This is a genomic window from Leptospira jelokensis (genome assembly GCF_004769635.1).
In the GTDB taxonomy this organism is placed as follows: domain Bacteria; phylum Spirochaetota; class Leptospiria; order Leptospirales; family Leptospiraceae; genus Leptospira_A; species Leptospira_A jelokensis.
Genome location: NZ_RQGH01000018.1, coordinates 1 through 16,039, shown reverse-complemented (window position 1 = coordinate 16,039; position 16,039 = coordinate 1). Strand labels below are relative to the sequence as shown.

Sequence of the window (16,039 nt, the reverse complement as noted above, 5' to 3'; positions counted from 1 at the left end):
TCGCTCGATCGGCTTGACCATATTACAATATACACGTGTTAACGTGTATGTATAGATTATAGCGTTGTTTGTTTTACTTTGTTCTGTCCCGCGGTCAGCGCCGAAGCACTTCGAAGTTAAAGCCCGAGGCTCACGCTTCGAGTGCAAGGCTCGCAGTCGCAGCAGTGCTGCTTTTTGCTCCGCCGGCTTTCCCTCTTGGTGAAAGATAAAACCTTTGTCGTATATAAATGTTGGGAGAAGCTCTGAATAAAAGTTTGGGGCTTTTTTTGTTTTTAGGTATAATTCTGAATCCGATTAAAATTGAGAGAAGCCTTATGTCGAAAGATGTGGGGCTTTTTTTATGTCTGGAAAACAATTCGTAAATTCAATCTGGCACCCAAGTCAGAATGCGTTTCTGACGGAGGCGGAGCAGGATTGCGAAGCTCGCCAGTCTGAACAGGATGTTCAGCTGGCAGGAGTCAGGAAAGCATTCTGCTGCTTTTTAATGCCCAGGGAATTTCCCATTCACTTTCTCAAAATAATGATTAATCTCGTAGTGAAGTATGATGAGTTTTATGGAAATACGATCTTACAAAGCCGGAATCAATTTCATATATACGGGACAGATAACTTGCTATGGGCTCTTTCGGTTAATGGACGTTATATTGTTTGCCAGAACCTAATTCGTCGGATACAACCCACCAAAGCCTAGTCAACTGATGAAGGATTGTATCTTTAAATATAGAAAATTCTCTTTATTCAGCTATTTGTTTAGTAACTCTTTTAAATGGTCTTCATACTCTAAAATATGTGGCTTATATACTTTGATTTTTAATGGATTAGGAATTTCGCTCGTTTGCATATTGAAGGATCCTTGTTCTTCTTGTCCCCACCATGCACCAAGATGTTCATACCTGTCAGAGTAACTCTTTTGATCAACTAAGTTCAATTTATTGTCATATAAAAGGAATTTAGTTTCTGTTGGGATACTGCGCCAACAAGGTATTGTTCCAAACGTCAGAATGCAAACATGAGCAGTTAGTAGGGTACGACCAAGATTTCCCATACTTTCATCAAATACCGGACCATGGATTGCAATCAAATAGTAATCAACATCTCTCTTTTTAAGTGCAAATGTTGTTTTATCGTCGATTTTATTAATTTCGATCATTTTAGAAATTTCTTGCAGACCTGAAATTTTCACTTTTTCTAAATAATTCATAGCAATTTCTTTTGTACGATCATTGGAAACATTTAAGTCTAGTCCTGAACTTGGGATCAAGTCAATCGGTGTGCCGACCGACATAACTGAACTTGTAGAATGAGTATAATCTAAATAAGCGGTTGTAGTTGTCCTTCTTCCAGATGTCGTGGAACTATAACGGTAAGGGAAAAAACCCACTAATGCAATTTTTGGTTTTGATTTAAACTCAGTGGACTTGGGTGTATACTCTCGAACAAAAACATAGTTTTTGCATGACAAAAAAATTAAAAAAAACAGTAAACTTAGGCAACTAACACGTAACATTAAAATCTCCTGACTTATTAAAAATATTTTCAAAAGAAAGTCAATGATTATTAATTGTTGAGGCAAGGTGAATGCAAATGGGAATAGAAAGTTATCGATTAGTGATTCTGGATTGGCGAATGGTCTTCAGAATTTAGGAAAATGATTTGAATCAATAGAATTTTAACATGATTTAATATACTTGTATTAACGATATTGCATAGGTCGAACCATTGTTTCCTTTCATTAATTTTCCTTGTAGAAAGTTAGTAGAATGTAAGATAAGAATTAACCAGCCTCAGAAAGAAGTAAGGATCCTTCTTTGTTGTAGGGATCAATATCATTTGATTCATGTAAGTTAGCCTACCTGCCTTTGAGATTTTTCGTTGTGATTTGGAGGATACTAAGTTTGTGGGGAATCAAATTTTTTCATTCAACTGATCCTAAAGCCATTGGGGTTTACTAACAAGCATCCAAAAAAGAACGCGAAATCGAATTCCGGCTTTGATTGGAGCATGATCGGAAAATGTGGACCAATGACTTTATGGAATTAACTCACAACTGACTAAAAGGAGTCGCTCGCTCAGCTGATTTTTTTATGCCATAAAAAATAAGAGGCAAGAATTGCAGAGAGAGGGAGGATCATAAAGAAGAGTCTCGGATCGAAAGGTCCTGCCATGAGTGCAGAATAAATGGCACCAACGATATCGAAAACAAGACCAGCATACGCCCATTCCTTCAGACGTCTGAGATTCGGTATGACGATTGCGATACATGCAGAAATTTTAGCGACACCCAAAAAAGGCAATAAGTAAGCTGGGTAACCAAGTTGTTTGAATACCTCAAGCCAATCTTCGGTTTGCATTATATTCATCACAGATCCTGGTAATAAAAAAAATAAGACCAGGCCCGTCGTGATCCAATAAAAAATATTTATTTGTTTCATGGATTTTACCCTCTTCCATCAAGATCTGTCCAAGTAGAACCAAACGACTATTTGCAACAACTCTTTTGTTTGGGTTCGTATGCGTTCCTGAAGTTTTATACACACGAAGATTTGAGATGGTTCCGTATGATTCGGATTCAGCCATACTTGGTGGGCAAATCGTTTTCCTATTTTGAAATGCCATTTAGATATTTTAAGGGATCAAACTCTCTCGTGGCGAGGCCCTTTGTTTGAAAATCCCTGGGGAAGTCGTGACGGAATAAAATGGAATTGAATCCCGTCCTTTGTATGCCCATGGGTTTTGTCCAAAGGAAAAGAACTAAACTGTCCCTGCCGTGAGACTGAACGTTTGGTCCAGCTGGCAGTCGTTAGTAATGAATTTTATTATGTAGGGATTGTTGGTAAATCTAGAACCATAGTTATATGGTGCAATGTGCAAAAAATTCGGAAAACTCACTTTCGTTACTTGATTATAATTTCAAAATTTATGAGTTCTAATCTTTTATTTGATTTACAGAGAAAATAAATAAAATCCCCTTATCCGAATTAGGAGAACAAAAATGAAAAAAATATTCCTTCTTGGAATTATCGTTTTTCTGTCAAATTGTGTCACTGCGGGAAAGGTTGGATATGTAGTTCCTGCAGAAAACGATTCAGCAGAATTATCAGACACTGTTTTGGCTGAGAAATGTGGAACCATTATCATAGGAATTTATGATGATGTTGTGAGTGATGCGAGAGCAAAAGGTAATGTTAAAAATCAAAACGTTGGATTACAATGGAATTCTGATTTTGCATCCGCTTGTGCCCAAATAAGAAAGTTGAAATAAAAGGAAATATATGAATATGAAATGGTTGTCATTATTTGCAATCGCATTTGTGGTAAGTTGCTCTCATAAAGTTGGAAATTTTAAAGAGTTTTCATTAGATGCACCAACTAATTTAGAAGTTGTTGGATCTGGAACAGTGGAAGGTCGTGAATGTGGCCTTGCTCTATTCAATAATACTTGGTATAACCAAAGTATTGCGGAAGCATCTCGTGATGCATTACGTAAAGCTCCTGGCGCGACTGGTTTAAAAGACGTTACAATTACAGGAAAACATGCTGTTTACTTGTTCTTAAATTGTGTTTATGTTGAAGGAACTCCAGTAGTCGAAAAAACGGCAGCAAAGAAAAAGTAATTTTCTTTTTGTCGCACCAACAAAAGCCTTGGGTTGTGAGACCTGAGGCTTTTCTATTTTAATGCCAATGGCATTTCTTTGTTATTTGGTAAAATCACAAACAAACAACTTCATACACGGTTATTGGCTTTGATTTTCCTTTCACGATGACTTGGTCAATCTCTCGGATGAGAAAACCATCTTCATTCGAATATTTACCTTCTAACTGTTTGAAGGTGACTTCAGAAATTAAGATGGGGCATTGGTAATGTTTGGTCAGGCCTTCGATTCTGGATGCTAAGTTCACATTGTCTCCGATGACGGTATAATCCAACCTTCGGTCAGATCCAATATTGCCCACGATCGCTTCCCCTGTATGAATTCCAATTCCCACTTGTATTTGATCATCAGGATTTGGCATACTTTTGTTGATTACCTCTATTTCGCGAATCATTGCTACAGCTGATTTGACAGCACGGAGGGCGTCATCATCACGTTTGAATGGGGCACCAAAAATGGTCATAATGGCATCACCAATAAATTTATCAATGGTACCATTGAAATTAAAGATAACTTCTGTCATACGAGACAAATAATGGTTTAAAAATTGTACGACTTCCTCGGCAGACCTTTGTTCTGAAAATTTTGTAAAGGATCGAATATCGGAAAAAAGAATGGTTACTTCTTTGTTTTCGCCACCCGGTTCTAGTTGTGCTTTGTTTTTGTAAAACTCACTGACAAGTTGCGAAGGAAGATACCGTTCCATCATCTGTTTTGCATTGGCTTCTTTCACCATTTCGATATTCGAAACCGTTGTTAGATACCCCATGCCAAGCATCATTGCCAATCCAAACATCATCGGAATTAAATCAAACGGATAACCATCTTCTAATCCAATGGAAACCACCAGGAAATAGACAAATGCCAAAATAGCCCCGTAAATCGTTCCTGCTTTTGAATGCCTCAATAGGTTAAATTGGAATACGAACATGGCACTCGTCATCGCGATAAAGTAGATAAGGCCGTTTCCTTTTAGAATCGTTGGGTCAAGGAAGATCATAAGCCCAATGATGAAATAATCTAATGTGATCGTGAAAAATTTTAAATACGGTTTATAAGGAAAATTAAAAAGAAAAACCAAAACAAAGCTGGCAAAGATTAGGAATAAAAAATCCAATCCAACAGTGATGAGACTTGTTGGGACAATTGTGAATTTGATCCATCCAAAATAGGATAAACTATCTAAAGTAGAAGTGACTGAAAATAGGGCAAATCGAACAAATGCGACCGTTTTTTCGTTTTTCATCTCCCTTGCGATTAAGATTTCATCAACTAATGAAAGTTTCATGCATTATCCATATCAATAAAATTAAAGTTAGGATTCCGAATTCAAATTGAAAAATGAAGCATTGGGTTTTTAAAAAAGTTCAGAATCTATCCGCCATGATAGGAGGGGAGCCTTTTGTAAGGCGAGTCTAATTTATGGCATCTTGTATTGGATTGGGTTCGGTATAGGAAACAAAAGGGTCCGCGTTAGGGATAGGAAGGGCTCGGTCACCTGGCATCGTTAGATGGCAGGGGACGGGAGCGTCAGCGCACCCCGGACGAGCCCGACCCTTTGTCAAAAAATTGTTTTTTGGTAGGTAGAATCGGGAACGCCCGTAAGGGAATCCATTACGTTGTGTAGGTTATTCGTCTTGTTTGCTAGCCATAACTTCTTGTATGACTTTTTTAATCTTTTCTGGTAATTGGGCTTTGAGTGCTGCTGCTTGTTTTCCTGGTGACGTTACATCAATCATGGTATTGGCATTTTTGGAACACTCCACTGGACAGAAACCGTTTTGAACTACGGATCCTAATTCGTATCCTGTTCGGCTTCCTAGATACTTTCCAAGTCGGTCGCCGTTCACTTCTCGGAAACGGACTGTTACTGTTGTTGTTTGTGTCCAGGCTTGTTGTTTTAGTTTCTCTGCAGTAAATTCTTGTTCGCTACTGAGATTGATGTTTGTGGCAGTAATGAATTCGATACCGATCTTCGCTCCTGTTTTTCCAAAATCATACATATAAACTGTTGTTCCTAAGATATCTTGTGGGGTTGATTTGGGTTCAACAATTTTAACAGAAGGAAGTTCTTTTGCAGCCAACTGTTTGAATTGAGTGAATAGTTCATCAAACTCAACAATGGTTTTCGATGCACTACTCATTTGTCCTCTGGAATTGAGAACTGGTTTTGATTCTACGAGGTTGATAAAAACCGCAACGGGTTCTTTTTTTTCGATCGATGCTTTTACTGGGTACAAACTGGTAGCACAGTTGTAAGTGGTGGCGACGAGGAAGGAAACGAAACAAAGCAGTTTCGCCGGTTTTTTAAATCGAGAAGTTACTTGGGTTTTGGCATTCATAAATTTATTTCCTAAATTATTTTTGGAAGGATAGGATACCAGAGGAACCCAAATCGATCGTCTGGAATCATGAATTCAGACTTTTTTTGTATTCGGTTGGCGTTTTTCCTACAATTTTTTGGAAGGATTCATAAAATGCAGACTTGGTATTGAATCCGACCGCAAAGGCAACGGTGAGGATGTTTTGGGATGGGTCTTCCTTTAGGATTTTACAGGCTTCTTCGATTCTGTATTTGCTCAACAATTGGTTGAAACTCACACCAAGTTTTTGATTGAGGAGAGCCGATGTTTGGTCGGAGCGAATGCCGAGGATTGTGGACAAACGGTTCACATTCAAATCCTCATCACAAAATAATTTTTCCTCGGATAGGATGTGGTTGATTTGGTAGATTAAATCGTCTTGGTTGAGGTTGGATATCCTTTGTGTGCGGCTATTTTGTTTGGATTCTTTTTCTACTGTGATTATGGTTTCTTCTTTTGGTTTCATCAATCTGTCGACAATCGCAAATTGGAACAATAACATTTCAGCGATGGTTCCCAATTGGATGGCATGGCGAAACAAAATGGAATCAGGTAAGATCCCTAATGCATAAAAATTAAAACACAAAATGGAAATGAGTAAGATGGTCCATGCCAAAACATAAAATCTAGCGATCTCAAGTTTTTTGAGTAAAAGATAAATCCCTGAGCCGAATAACGTGAGTGATGTGATGATCCCCAAAACATGGACAATGGGATCGTTCCAGATAGAGCGTATGACCAAACTAATAACTGCGTTCGTAAGGATTAGGTAAATGAATATCCGAATGCCTTGGTAAACGATAGGAATCCTTTTTTGTAAGACTAAAAATCGTATGGAAAAAAGTGCAACACTCACGAGTGCTATGGATCCAAAAAAGACCATGGATTGGTCATTCCATTTGCCTGAGTTTGGCCATAGGAAAATTTTGGCATACCCAGTGAAAGATAATTGGTAAAGGAAGGATGTGAAAACGTAAAGCATGTAGTATAAAAAACTCGAATTTCGCGTTAATCCAAACAGGATCGCATTGAGGATGAATACGATTAGGATGATACCAAAATAGATGAAAAATAAATCTCTGACACCAAAAACTTCGGAAAGGATGGATCCTTCATCATAGATTTCAGGTGAAATGAATAAATTGGAAAGAGATTCGTATAAGATATAAAATTCTTTGTTTTGTTTTAGAGAGTTTATGTCCAAAGAAAATAGAGGGTAAGGGTGTTGGCTGAAGATGGATTTTCGTTTCGGATAGATGTCCCCATCTTGCATGCGGAAGAGTTTTCCTTCTTCCCATTGGAAAACAGTGATAGAGTCTACATAAGCAACTGGATTTTCTAAGTAAAGAGCACTGTGTTCCCACTTGTCTGTTTGGCCGAGGTAGGACACTCGTACCAATACTTTTTGGGATTCGAAACCGAATGCGAGCGAACCTTGGAAGGGTATCCAATCCAAGGATTTCAGGTTGGAGAGATCGGAAGGTTCATTGGGTTTCAGAATATGGTATTCGGTTCGCCAGAGTTCGGGTGCAAGTTTTTCCGCAACAATCGCAGTATTGAATGTTAGAATCAATCCAATTGAGAATATTAAAATTTTCAAAAGAGGCGAAATGCGTTTCATGTCCGATCGAACGCCCATCTTAAACAGCTCTGCCCTGAAATTGCGAATCTATTTTTTTGCCAAATCGGCAAAAATGAAAAAATCGGATCGACCAACAAAGGGTGAAACAAGAAGAACATGTTTGTTTCCATGGAATGCAACGTCGGTGGGCTAACGAATTTCGATTCCGAACTGGCGAAAGAGTCCCATCACTTCGAAAAATACTTCGGAAGATTGTTGTTTGAGAATTTTGAGTAAAAGGAAAAGGGCCCTTTCGGAACTTGTGGACTCTTTGTACGCAATGTAAAAGGCAATCAAAGTCATTGGGGAAATAAAATCGTTTCGAACGAAATGGCTCCGTTTCCATTCCTTCCAAAATGGAGAACGAGATTGGCGGACTCGTTCCCAGAGGAAACGAAAAAGGAAGGGGAGCACCTCTCTTCTGTGGAGAGAGTTCCAAATTGTGAAAATCGTTTGCCACTGGATCCTTTGCAAGAAGGGAAACCAGTGGTGGATGGAATCCTTTATTGGTTTAAATATGGTTTTGCGTCTTCCATAAATTGGGCAGACATAGCCTTAAATACTTCTTCTTCCGAGGAAGTGAAGAGGTTTACCCAAATGACTGGCAAAGCAAACATCCACAAAAATACAGACCTTCTTGGGGAGTAATTGAAGTCTTTGATTTTTTGTCCATCTTTGTACAAAGTGTACGTTACATCGAATCCATCATTTCGGCTCCAAGCAGGAAGGAAAGTTGCCGTTGCAATGGAGATGTAACCAAAGATTAGGGCAGGTGCGGAAACGGGAGCCCATTGGGTTGTTACCTTACAATACATTCCTTTGGGAGGAATGATTTTTGGGTCAGAGATCTCTTCAGCCTCACTGAAATTTGGACCTACTGTATTTTTGAAGTATGATTTAAGAGCGGCATAACCACCAAACTCAAGGATTGGGAATGGAGTTAGGTGGTAGTAAAATTTGTTTTTAGAAACGTTAGTGGGTTTTGATGTAGCCTCGATACGGGGATAGTCCCTGTAACTTGTGATACAGGATGCGAAGGTAAATAAAAATAAAAATGAGAAGTGGAATAACTTCATCTAGAAACCTCTGTTATCGTTTTGCACTAGTTTCATTTTTCAGAGAAATGATACAAGTGTTTTCAGAGATTCCTTGGGAGAGGGGAAGTGAAAATCCTTGATTATGAATTTGGTTCAGAAATTATTTCTGATCATTTCAAAATAAAGTTAGTTGCTCCATCGAAGTCGAAATTAGAATCGAATCAAAATGAACCAAAGAATCCTAAAAGCCAATGGAAAAGAAGAAGTCATTCAGTTTTTAGAAGGATTGAAGCAATCATCTTTTTTTCCAACACTCGCATTTATCTTTGTGATCGATAAATCGTTGTCCTTTGATTTGGTGGCACCGTTTTATGAAGAAGGTGTCGAGGTATTTGCTACGTGTTCCGCCGAGGTCATTTATAATGATTCGAAATCGGAATTTGCCTTGATTGCACTTGTCCTTGCGATACCAAGATCCTATTTTTCCTTGGTGCATTACCCTGCCCATTCGGAATCCTATTTTTTGGGGAATCGAATTGCAAGAGATGCAAAAAACCAATTTCTAAGACCTGCCTTACTCATGTTAGTTGCATTTAAAGATTTGAGTTTTGAACCTGAAAAGATGATCGAAGGAATTTTAGATATTGATTCGGGATTAAAGATATTTGGTGGGATCGCCAGTAGTTTTGGGAATGTCGAAAACCCACCTTTTTACACAAAGTATGGATTGGAAACACATGGAGTTTGTGTTTTAATTTTTGATGAAGAAAAAATTCAGATTCATGGATTGGCTGTTAGTGGGTGGCAAGAACTAGGAACACCGAAAAAGGTAACCAAATCAATCGGTCGAAAGGTATCTGAAATCGAAGGGGAACCTGCGACAGATTTTTATGCAAAGTACTTTGGATTTAATACAGAAAACTTAGGGATTCGGAAAAATCATATCGATCCTGATCTTTTGGCAGCAAGTGAGTTTCCATTATTAATTCGGAAAGAAGATGGATCAGAAGTGTTACGAGTTGCCATACAAATGGATTCAAAAGAAAAATCTGTATCATACGGAGGTGACATTCCGGAAGGCTCTTTAGTTCGATTTTGTTCACCGAATACGATGGAAACCATCCAACATTCCTATCAGGAAATGTTTTCCTTTCGAACTGATTTGCAAGAACTGTATCCCGATTTTATTTTGATGTTCAATTGCGCGGTTCGTTCAAGGTCTCTTGGACCATACATGAATTTGGAATTAAATGCCATTCATAAATTATGGAACAGAAATGTGATTGGTTTTAGCTCATGGGGTGAAATTGGAAATTCTTTGCATAGTAAATGTGGACTCCATAATACAGTCATATCGGTTGTCGCCATTCGTAGTGTTGAAGATGAAAATAGAGACGATTTTGAGCGAATCGAAGGCAATCCCGGTATCATCCAACTCGAACCTGCATCAGAAGTTTTAACCATGGAAGAGATGAAACGAGAGATTGACCAATTGCGTAGGGACAAACGAATCCTAGGTCATTTTTTACGATTAACTTCTGATGATTTGGAACAAGAAGAACTTAAGTCGAGTACCTTGTTATTAAATATTTTACCCAAAGAAACAGCCTCAAGGTTACGATTGGGCGAAGTGAATATTTCCGAGCGAGTGCCTTCTGCTTCTGTATTGTTTGCAGACTTAGTTGGGTTTACAAGTTTTGCCTCAAAGATAGATCCAGAAAAGTTAGTAATCATTTTAAATCAAATCTTTACAAGTTTTGATGACCTAACATTGAAATACGGTGTTGAAAAAATCAAAACCATTGGAGATGCCTATATGGTTGCATCGGGAGTGCCCAATCATTTGATTGATCATGCAGATCGATGCATTCAATTGGGAAAAGAAATGATTTCTTTTATGAAAACTTTTTCCAAAAAAGAAAACTTACCTTTAAAAATAAGGATTGGTATCAATTCGGGTGAAGTGACAGCTGGTGTGATTGGTAAACATAAATTTACCTATGACCTTTGGGGTGATACTGTGAATGTTGCACAGAGGATGGAAGCGAGTGGCCTACCTAATTGCATTCAAATCTCTCGGTTTACCTATGATTTGATTTCTGAGAAACAAAACTTTATATCCAATTGGATTGAGGCAAAAGGCCTTGGGAAAATAGAAGCATTCCTTATGGATTTGACGTGATGGAATGAATCAGAAAATGATTTGGTTTCTTTTTCATATTTGGGAAATTCAGAAACCAAACCAGTCAATGTTTACTTTTTGGACGATTTTGATAATAAATACGTTAAGAAGATGATCACAAGGATGGAATCAAATACCAATGCAGGTCCAGATTTTGTGAGGTAATTTTGTCCATATATTAAATTCAAACCAACAAATGTGGTTTTGCTAATGCTTGCTACAACTAATACTAAATTGCGATTGGCTTCGTGATAAGCTCCGTAAACTAACATCCCACCCACTAATGCAATGAGAGCACCCCAGTTACGAACGATTATATTGGCAAGGTTACCATCGATCGAATCACCAAATGTCAAAGTAAGGCCAAGTGTTGGATGGAGTGCGGAAAGGATCATGGAACAAGTGATGATACCAGAGACTAACATGATCCATTTCATATTGGAAAAAATCATTTTCATAACATACCTCGGGCTAACGAGAGCATATGATTTTAATTATGCGAGATATTTTTTCAAATTCTTCGAGAAATTGAAATTGAAATGAGAACTTTGCTTTTGGTTGTTCTTCTTTGTGACAAGTCAGCTTGTTGTTATCTATCGTAACGATAAATTCTTCTTGGCTTTCTTTAAATAAATGACAACTTCATTTGTCTCTGGGTAGTCGTAATAAGAATTGATAAAATCGAAAATAGAGATACCATCGTTGTCTTTTGAGCCTATGTCGGCTCCGTTTTTTACCAAAGTTTTCACCAATTCTAAGTTATGTGTCCTTTGCTCTATTAATAATCTTAAAATGGATTTACCAGAAGGATCCTTAACGTTTACATTTGCACCTTTTTTGATGAGATAATTTATGATTTCTAAATTGGGATTGTCTTTGGTAGCCAAATGCATCAAGGCAGTGTATTGGTATCTGTCCTTTGCATTGATGTCCACACCTTGGTTGATGAACAATTGGATCAGTTTGAAATTTTTTGGTTTGAGGTTTGCAGTTAATATTAAGTAGGAAGTTCCTTGTTTTGTTGATTTTACATCTAAGCCATTTGTTACCATTAACTGGATCAGGTCCGATTGGTTATTGGCAATAGCCGAATGTGCAAGAGGTTTTCCATTTGTATTCCAAACATTTACGTTCGCTTTATTTTGGATGAGATACTTCGCAATAGTAATTTTGTTTTGGTCTACAGCATAATAGAGAGCTGTTTCACCTTTCTTGTCTTTGGATTCTAAGTTCACACCTTGGGAGTTAAGTTTTTGAACCATCTCCAAATCAGAATTTAATACGGCCCTGTGCAATTCAGGTAATGATCTATAATCACTGTAATGAGATATCCCATTTTTAATTTCTTTATAACCACTACGCACTGCATCGATGACTAAAACAGGTGATAAGATGATGTAATGGTACCATTCCAATTTGATCATGTCTTTACTCTGGCCCAATAGAATTTTTGGAATGGAAAGTAAGATTAGTATCACGATTAATTGTGATGTTTTTATTTTCCAAGGGGAAGGTGTTTGCATGTACATTTTGTTTCGTCTTTTTTCCCTTAAAATGGTGGATGGAAGAGAGATGTGACTTTTGTTTTGATCGAAAAGATGATTTTTGATAAAAAAGTACCGAAAATAAAAACAAGGAAACTCAATAATAGTTTTTGGATCGGATCTACCCAAATTTCTGAAAAGGTATTGATCATTGCAAAATCAGGTTGGGTGGGTGAATAGTAAAGCGGAACTGATTGGCCGATTTTATATTCATCGCCTACTTCTCCAAAGATTTGTCCATGGATTTCGTAGATCTCGCCATCCACTTGGTAATGGATGATGGGCCTTTGGATGTACTTACTTGTTCCGTAACGCCTTCCACTGGTTTGATTTGTGGATTGAAATTCTTTATAGGAAGATACTACTTTCCCAAATGTCTTTTTTCCTGTCCGAATGGTGATCACTTTATCGATGATGATTAAACTTCCTGAAATAAATAGATAAACAGCAAACAGTTGTAAAAGGCGAGAGAGAATCTTTGTTTTCATTTAGGACTCATTATGAGTCTAAGTTACCTTCGCATTTCAATCAAAAAATAAATTCCAATGCTAAAATTACTTGTGAGAATTCGATTTTATCTGTATCCTTTGTCTGTGTCCTTCATCTTACTACTGCTTTTTCTGATCACTTGTGGTGGTTCTCCCAAAGAGGTATATGAGTTACCGGAATTTTTACCATCCGAAGAGATGGTAAAAGAAACTTTATCATCCGATTCCCATTTGGCTTTGTTACGTGAAAAAGCAAAAACGATGGGCCTAACTTTGGAAGAATGGAAGGAATCGGAAAAGTCAGTTGTAACAGATAAGGATATTAATTTTTATTGGCCCACAGAGAAAAAGAAATTAATTTCTTCCATCCAAGATACCGATGCCATTGACCGCCTAAGGGATTCGATACGAATTCGGATTGTTTGGAGTAGGATCTTTCATCAAACAGGAATTACGTTACAACAAAAACCAGTCAGTTTTCCTGGAAAATCTTTTCTCTCAAAATTGAATACGGATCACTCACCCAAGTTTGGTGATCAAAATGCAAAATGGGTGATTGTGGAATGGAGTGATTATTTATGTGGGTTTTGCCGTAAAACCTTCCCTCATACAAAACATCTTTTAACCAAGTACAAATCCCAAATCCATTACATTCATAAAGATTTTCCTTTAGACGGAGAAACTGACGAAAGTTTAATCCCCCTTTCCATTTCACATTGCCTTTGGGAAAAAGATCCCAAACAATTTTTAGGTCATATGGAAGCATTATATTCCCATGCGAATCAATTAGTGAAGGGTGAAAAAACTAATTTGGAAACTTGGAACTATTTTTCTGAATGTGAAAGATTGTCTACTAATACGAGTTATCTGAATATCGTAAGGGAGGATTGGAGGGAAGCGAAGCAATTCGGTGTTCATTCCGTTCCCACTTTTTGGGTCAACGGCCGCTGGATTGTCGGAGCTCTCAATGCAGAAACATGGGAGCGGGTATTAAAAGAAACAAGTCCATAAAAAATTTCTTGCCTTTTTGTGAACAATCTGTTCATTGATACCACCATTTTCTGAGGTGCTCTGATGAAAACGAAATCAAACCTTATTTACCTTTTGATCCTTTTGGTAGGGCTTACGGTCAATTGTGGGAAAAAACTCCATTTTTCGATGGTGACATCTACTTCGATGGAGAATGGGCTCCCCTTTCTTTTGTTATATGGAAAAGAATGGAAAGCAGAGCCAGGTGCTGAATTTGTCAAATTGCATTTTTATGCTGATAACGCTTTCCCTTTAACGCAAGTCTCCATTGAGTCTTGTGATGGAAAATTTAAAGATCGAATTGCCGCTTATGTCAATTTTGATGAAGTGTATGCGAGTACGGATGTTGAAAAATCCAATTCTGAAATTATTTTTGATCCAGTTGTCCAAGCAAGATCTCTCACTTTGAATTTCCAAAGGAACCAAAACATCTGTCTGAAATCAGTGAAGTTCTACGATGAGAAAAAAAAGTCATATAGAACTTATGGACCTGAGATCATTTCCGGTAAGGTAACTGCTTCCGAAACCGCATCACCTGAACCAACGTATTCGGTGATGAATTTATTTGATTCTAAATATGAAAATGGTTATTCCTCAGTGAAAGGAGGGGTTGGTGTCACATTAAACTTTTCATTTGAAGATACACAAAAAATTTCTGTGATCAAAATTTGGAATGGTTACCAAAGGTCTGATGTCCATTGCATCAAAAATGGAAGGGTGAAATCGTTTTTGATCACAGGAGATGATGGGTATTCCGCTAAAATCAATGTTGAAGATACAATGGGAGCACAAGAAATCAATTTGCCAACACCTTTCAAAGGCAAAAACGTATCGATGAAGGTAGAGGAAATTTATCCGGGTTTTGAGGAGGGGGGGATCGTCATATCAGAGTTACGTTTTGGTCATGATGGTGATTGGATTGTGATGGATACACTTCCTAAATCAAAAGATACAGCTCAAAAAAACTTTGAATCCTTTACGAAAGCTTCTTTGCGTATGGTATTAAACCGAGGGCTCACTGGGAGGGAAGTTTTTGCAGTAAATGCAGACGAACCCATTTCTGACCAACCTGCCGGCTCTGAAAACCAAATCCCAATAGAAGAAAACATAGATGCACCGAGTTATTCTGATTGGACCATTCGTTTGCGTTCGGATGGAACATTATTTTTAGAAGGTTCAACTTCCAGAACCAATTATGATGCGGGTGAAGAAAGTACGTATCGATTTTATGGGTTAGGCAATTATGAAGTGAAAAAAATTGAACCAGGAAAAATCCAACTTCGGATCTTTGGGTTTTTACGAAAACAAACCTTCACAAACTTTTTGGATTATGGTGGAGGTGATTGTAATGGATGTGGGAGAGACTGTAACATAGTCAAAAATCCTGATCCAAACAATACCGAAAAAATTTTCCAGGAGTTTGTTACCTTACAAGCCAAAGGCAAACAGTTTTACTTATTGAATTCCAAAAAAACGCAAAATTTAGACTTCTCTACATTAGAATTGAATTTGGAGTGATGGAAATTGAGAAACAAGAAGCAAGTTTATCGAATTCTTCCCATCATCAGTTTTTTTATTTGTTTAGCTTTTCTGTTTTGTGGTGAAAAGGAATCGGATCCCAACCATCATGTTGCAAACTCTGCTACAAATCCGAAACCAAGTAACCAGGTAAAGGTGGTTGTGAAGTGGGAATACACTTCCTTACCACTTACCATGGAGATACGAGAACCAAGTGGTGCACAAAGTTTGACCTTATGGACAACTGGCTCTATCCCTGCAGGCAAACGCACACCATTTGGAGACCTAATACCGGAAAGCCAAATTGTATTAAAACCAGGTTCTAAAAAACAATTTTTACTCGTAATGGAAAATCCAACAAACGAACCTGTGTATTTTTTTGCTGCCCCACATTCTGCTTTGCCCGTCGAACATAGTTTTGGTTTTAAATTCAAATGTTTGTGTGTGAACCATGCATTTTCTGTTCCACCAAAAGAAACATGGTATCGTGTGGTGGAAATCCGTTTGTCACCAGATTATTTGGGGGATCATTTGCATTTGACCCATAATTTGATAGGAATTACCAAGGAACGGATGTTACAGTTTGAAAAAAATGCAACAAAAT

General features: G+C 37.7%; 16 protein-coding genes. 6 read left to right on the top strand and 10 right to left on the bottom strand.

The genetic code is table 11. The annotated features are described in order from the left end of the window. Positions 1 to 742: 742 nt before the first annotated feature. Together EHQ62_RS08405 and EHQ62_RS08400 are read right to left on the bottom strand one after the other, a co-directional pair. Complete coding sequence (locus tag EHQ62_RS08405; protein ID WP_135641827.1) at positions 743 to 1,573, bottom strand: Lp29 family lipoprotein; 831 nt, start codon at positions 1,571 to 1,573, stop codon at positions 743 to 745. 496 nt (positions 1,574 to 2,069) lie between these two features. Continuing rightward, positions 2,070 to 2,432, bottom strand: coding sequence for a DoxX family protein (locus tag EHQ62_RS08400; protein WP_135641825.1), 363 nt, complete (start codon positions 2,430 to 2,432; stop codon positions 2,070 to 2,072). A 560-nt stretch (positions 2,433 to 2,992) separates the two neighbouring features. Between EHQ62_RS08400 and EHQ62_RS08395 the strand changes: the two genes are divergently transcribed. Further along, complete coding sequence (locus EHQ62_RS08395; protein ID WP_135641823.1) at positions 2,993 to 3,262, top strand: hypothetical protein; 270 nt, start codon at positions 2,993 to 2,995, stop codon at positions 3,260 to 3,262. A 16-nt stretch (positions 3,263 to 3,278) separates the two neighbouring features. Then, complete coding sequence (locus EHQ62_RS08390) at positions 3,279 to 3,614, top strand: hypothetical protein (RefSeq protein ID WP_135641821.1); 336 nt, start codon at positions 3,279 to 3,281, stop codon at positions 3,612 to 3,614. 94 nt (positions 3,615 to 3,708) lie between these two features. On the opposite strand, the gene EHQ62_RS08385 is transcribed toward EHQ62_RS08390, so the two are convergent. The 5 genes from EHQ62_RS08385 to EHQ62_RS08365 all read right to left on the bottom strand — a co-directional run bounded on the left by EHQ62_RS08385 (position 3,709) and on the right by EHQ62_RS08365 (position 8,713). Beyond that, positions 3,709 to 4,941, bottom strand: a complete 1,233-nt coding sequence (locus tag EHQ62_RS08385) for an adenylate/guanylate cyclase domain-containing protein (protein ID WP_135641819.1) — start codon at positions 4,939 to 4,941, stop codon at positions 3,709 to 3,711. 340 nt (positions 4,942 to 5,281) lie between these two features. Beyond that, positions 5,282 to 5,995: a hypothetical protein gene (locus EHQ62_RS08380; protein WP_135641817.1), complete on the bottom strand. Its 714-nt coding sequence runs from the start codon at positions 5,993 to 5,995 to the stop codon at positions 5,282 to 5,284. Positions 5,996 to 6,062: 67 nt separating this feature from the next. After that, positions 6,063 to 7,637, bottom strand: a complete 1,575-nt coding sequence (locus EHQ62_RS08375) for a 7TM diverse intracellular signaling domain-containing protein (RefSeq protein WP_167482860.1) — start codon at positions 7,635 to 7,637, stop codon at positions 6,063 to 6,065. Between the two features lie 150 nt (positions 7,638 to 7,787). Further along, the gene (locus EHQ62_RS18705) at positions 7,788 to 7,940 is read right to left on the bottom strand and encodes a hypothetical protein (protein WP_244241699.1); all 153 of its coding nucleotides are present in this window, start codon (positions 7,938 to 7,940) and stop codon (positions 7,788 to 7,790) included. Between the two features lie 200 nt (positions 7,941 to 8,140). Beyond that, a complete protein-coding gene (locus EHQ62_RS08365; protein ID WP_135641812.1) occupies positions 8,141 to 8,713 on the bottom strand; it encodes an LIC12231 family lipoprotein in 573 nt (190 codons plus the stop codon). 187 nt (positions 8,714 to 8,900) lie between these two features. Here EHQ62_RS08365 and EHQ62_RS08360 point away from each other — a divergent pair, with 187 nt between their 5' ends. Then, positions 8,901 to 10,856 carry an adenylate/guanylate cyclase domain-containing protein gene (locus EHQ62_RS08360; protein WP_135641809.1) on the top strand — a complete coding sequence of 652 codons (1,956 nt, stop codon included), beginning with the start codon at positions 8,901 to 8,903 and terminating at the stop codon, positions 10,854 to 10,856. 71 nt (positions 10,857 to 10,927) lie between these two features. Here the strand turns inward: EHQ62_RS08360 and EHQ62_RS08355 are convergent, their stop codons facing one another. From EHQ62_RS08355 to EHQ62_RS08345, 3 genes are all read right to left on the bottom strand, one after another. Beyond that, positions 10,928 to 11,314: a hypothetical protein gene (locus tag EHQ62_RS08355; RefSeq protein WP_135641808.1), complete on the bottom strand. Its 387-nt coding sequence runs from the start codon at positions 11,312 to 11,314 to the stop codon at positions 10,928 to 10,930. 135 nt (positions 11,315 to 11,449) lie between these two features. Continuing rightward, positions 11,450 to 12,379, bottom strand: a complete 930-nt coding sequence (locus EHQ62_RS08350) for an ankyrin repeat domain-containing protein (protein WP_244241698.1) — start codon at positions 12,377 to 12,379, stop codon at positions 11,450 to 11,452. A gap of 26 nt (positions 12,380 to 12,405) precedes the next feature. Continuing rightward, positions 12,406 to 12,888, bottom strand: a complete 483-nt coding sequence (locus EHQ62_RS08345; protein ID WP_135641804.1) for a DUF3592 domain-containing protein — start codon at positions 12,886 to 12,888, stop codon at positions 12,406 to 12,408. Between the two features lie 57 nt (positions 12,889 to 12,945). On the opposite strand from EHQ62_RS08345, the gene EHQ62_RS08340 reads away from it, so the two are divergent. From EHQ62_RS08340 to lsa20, 3 genes are all read left to right on the top strand, one after another. Beyond that, positions 12,946 to 13,899, top strand: coding sequence for a thioredoxin domain-containing protein (locus EHQ62_RS08340; RefSeq protein ID WP_244241697.1), 954 nt, complete (start codon positions 12,946 to 12,948; stop codon positions 13,897 to 13,899). Between the two features lie 63 nt (positions 13,900 to 13,962). Beyond that, positions 13,963 to 15,435, top strand: a complete 1,473-nt coding sequence (locus EHQ62_RS08335) for an NADase-type glycan-binding domain-containing protein (protein ID WP_135641802.1) — start codon at positions 13,963 to 13,965, stop codon at positions 15,433 to 15,435. A 6-nt stretch (positions 15,436 to 15,441) separates the two neighbouring features. Further along, a partial coding sequence (gene lsa20, locus EHQ62_RS08330) for an LIC11469 family lipoprotein adhesin Lsa20 (RefSeq protein ID WP_135641801.1) occupies positions 15,442 to 16,039 on the top strand: 598 nt, incomplete at its 3' end.

Coding starts and splice junctions, on each gene's coding strand:
- EHQ62_RS08400 (WP_135641825.1), bottom strand. CDS start 2,432: ATGAAACAAATAAATATTTTTTATTGGATCACGACGGGCCTGGTCTTA.
- EHQ62_RS08395 (WP_135641823.1), top strand. CDS start 2,993: ATGAAAAAAATATTCCTTCTTGGAATTATCGTTTTTCTGTCAAATTGT.
- EHQ62_RS08390 (WP_135641821.1), top strand. CDS start 3,279: ATGAAATGGTTGTCATTATTTGCAATCGCATTTGTGGTAAGTTGCTCT.
- EHQ62_RS08385 (WP_135641819.1), bottom strand. CDS start 4,941: ATGAAACTTTCATTAGTTGATGAAATCTTAATCGCAAGGGAGATGAAA.
- EHQ62_RS08380 (WP_135641817.1), bottom strand. CDS start 5,995: ATGAATGCCAAAACCCAAGTAACTTCTCGATTTAAAAAACCGGCGAAA.
- EHQ62_RS08375 (WP_167482860.1), bottom strand. CDS start 7,637: ATGAAACGCATTTCGCCTCTTTTGAAAATTTTAATATTCTCAATTGGA.
- EHQ62_RS18705 (WP_244241699.1), bottom strand. CDS start 7,940: ATGACTTTGATTGCCTTTTACATTGCGTACAAAGAGTCCACAAGTTCC.
- EHQ62_RS08365 (WP_135641812.1), bottom strand. CDS start 8,713: ATGAAGTTATTCCACTTCTCATTTTTATTTTTATTTACCTTCGCATCC.
- EHQ62_RS08360 (WP_135641809.1), top strand. CDS start 8,901: ATGAACCAAAGAATCCTAAAAGCCAATGGAAAAGAAGAAGTCATTCAG.
- EHQ62_RS08355 (WP_135641808.1), bottom strand. CDS start 11,314: ATGAAAATGATTTTTTCCAATATGAAATGGATCATGTTAGTCTCTGGT.
- EHQ62_RS08350 (WP_244241698.1), bottom strand. CDS start 12,379: ATGCAAACACCTTCCCCTTGGAAAATAAAAACATCACAATTAATCGTG.
- EHQ62_RS08345 (WP_135641804.1), bottom strand. CDS start 12,888: ATGAAAACAAAGATTCTCTCTCGCCTTTTACAACTGTTTGCTGTTTAT.
- EHQ62_RS08340 (WP_244241697.1), top strand. CDS start 12,946: ATGCTAAAATTACTTGTGAGAATTCGATTTTATCTGTATCCTTTGTCT.
- EHQ62_RS08335 (WP_135641802.1), top strand. CDS start 13,963: ATGAAAACGAAATCAAACCTTATTTACCTTTTGATCCTTTTGGTAGGG.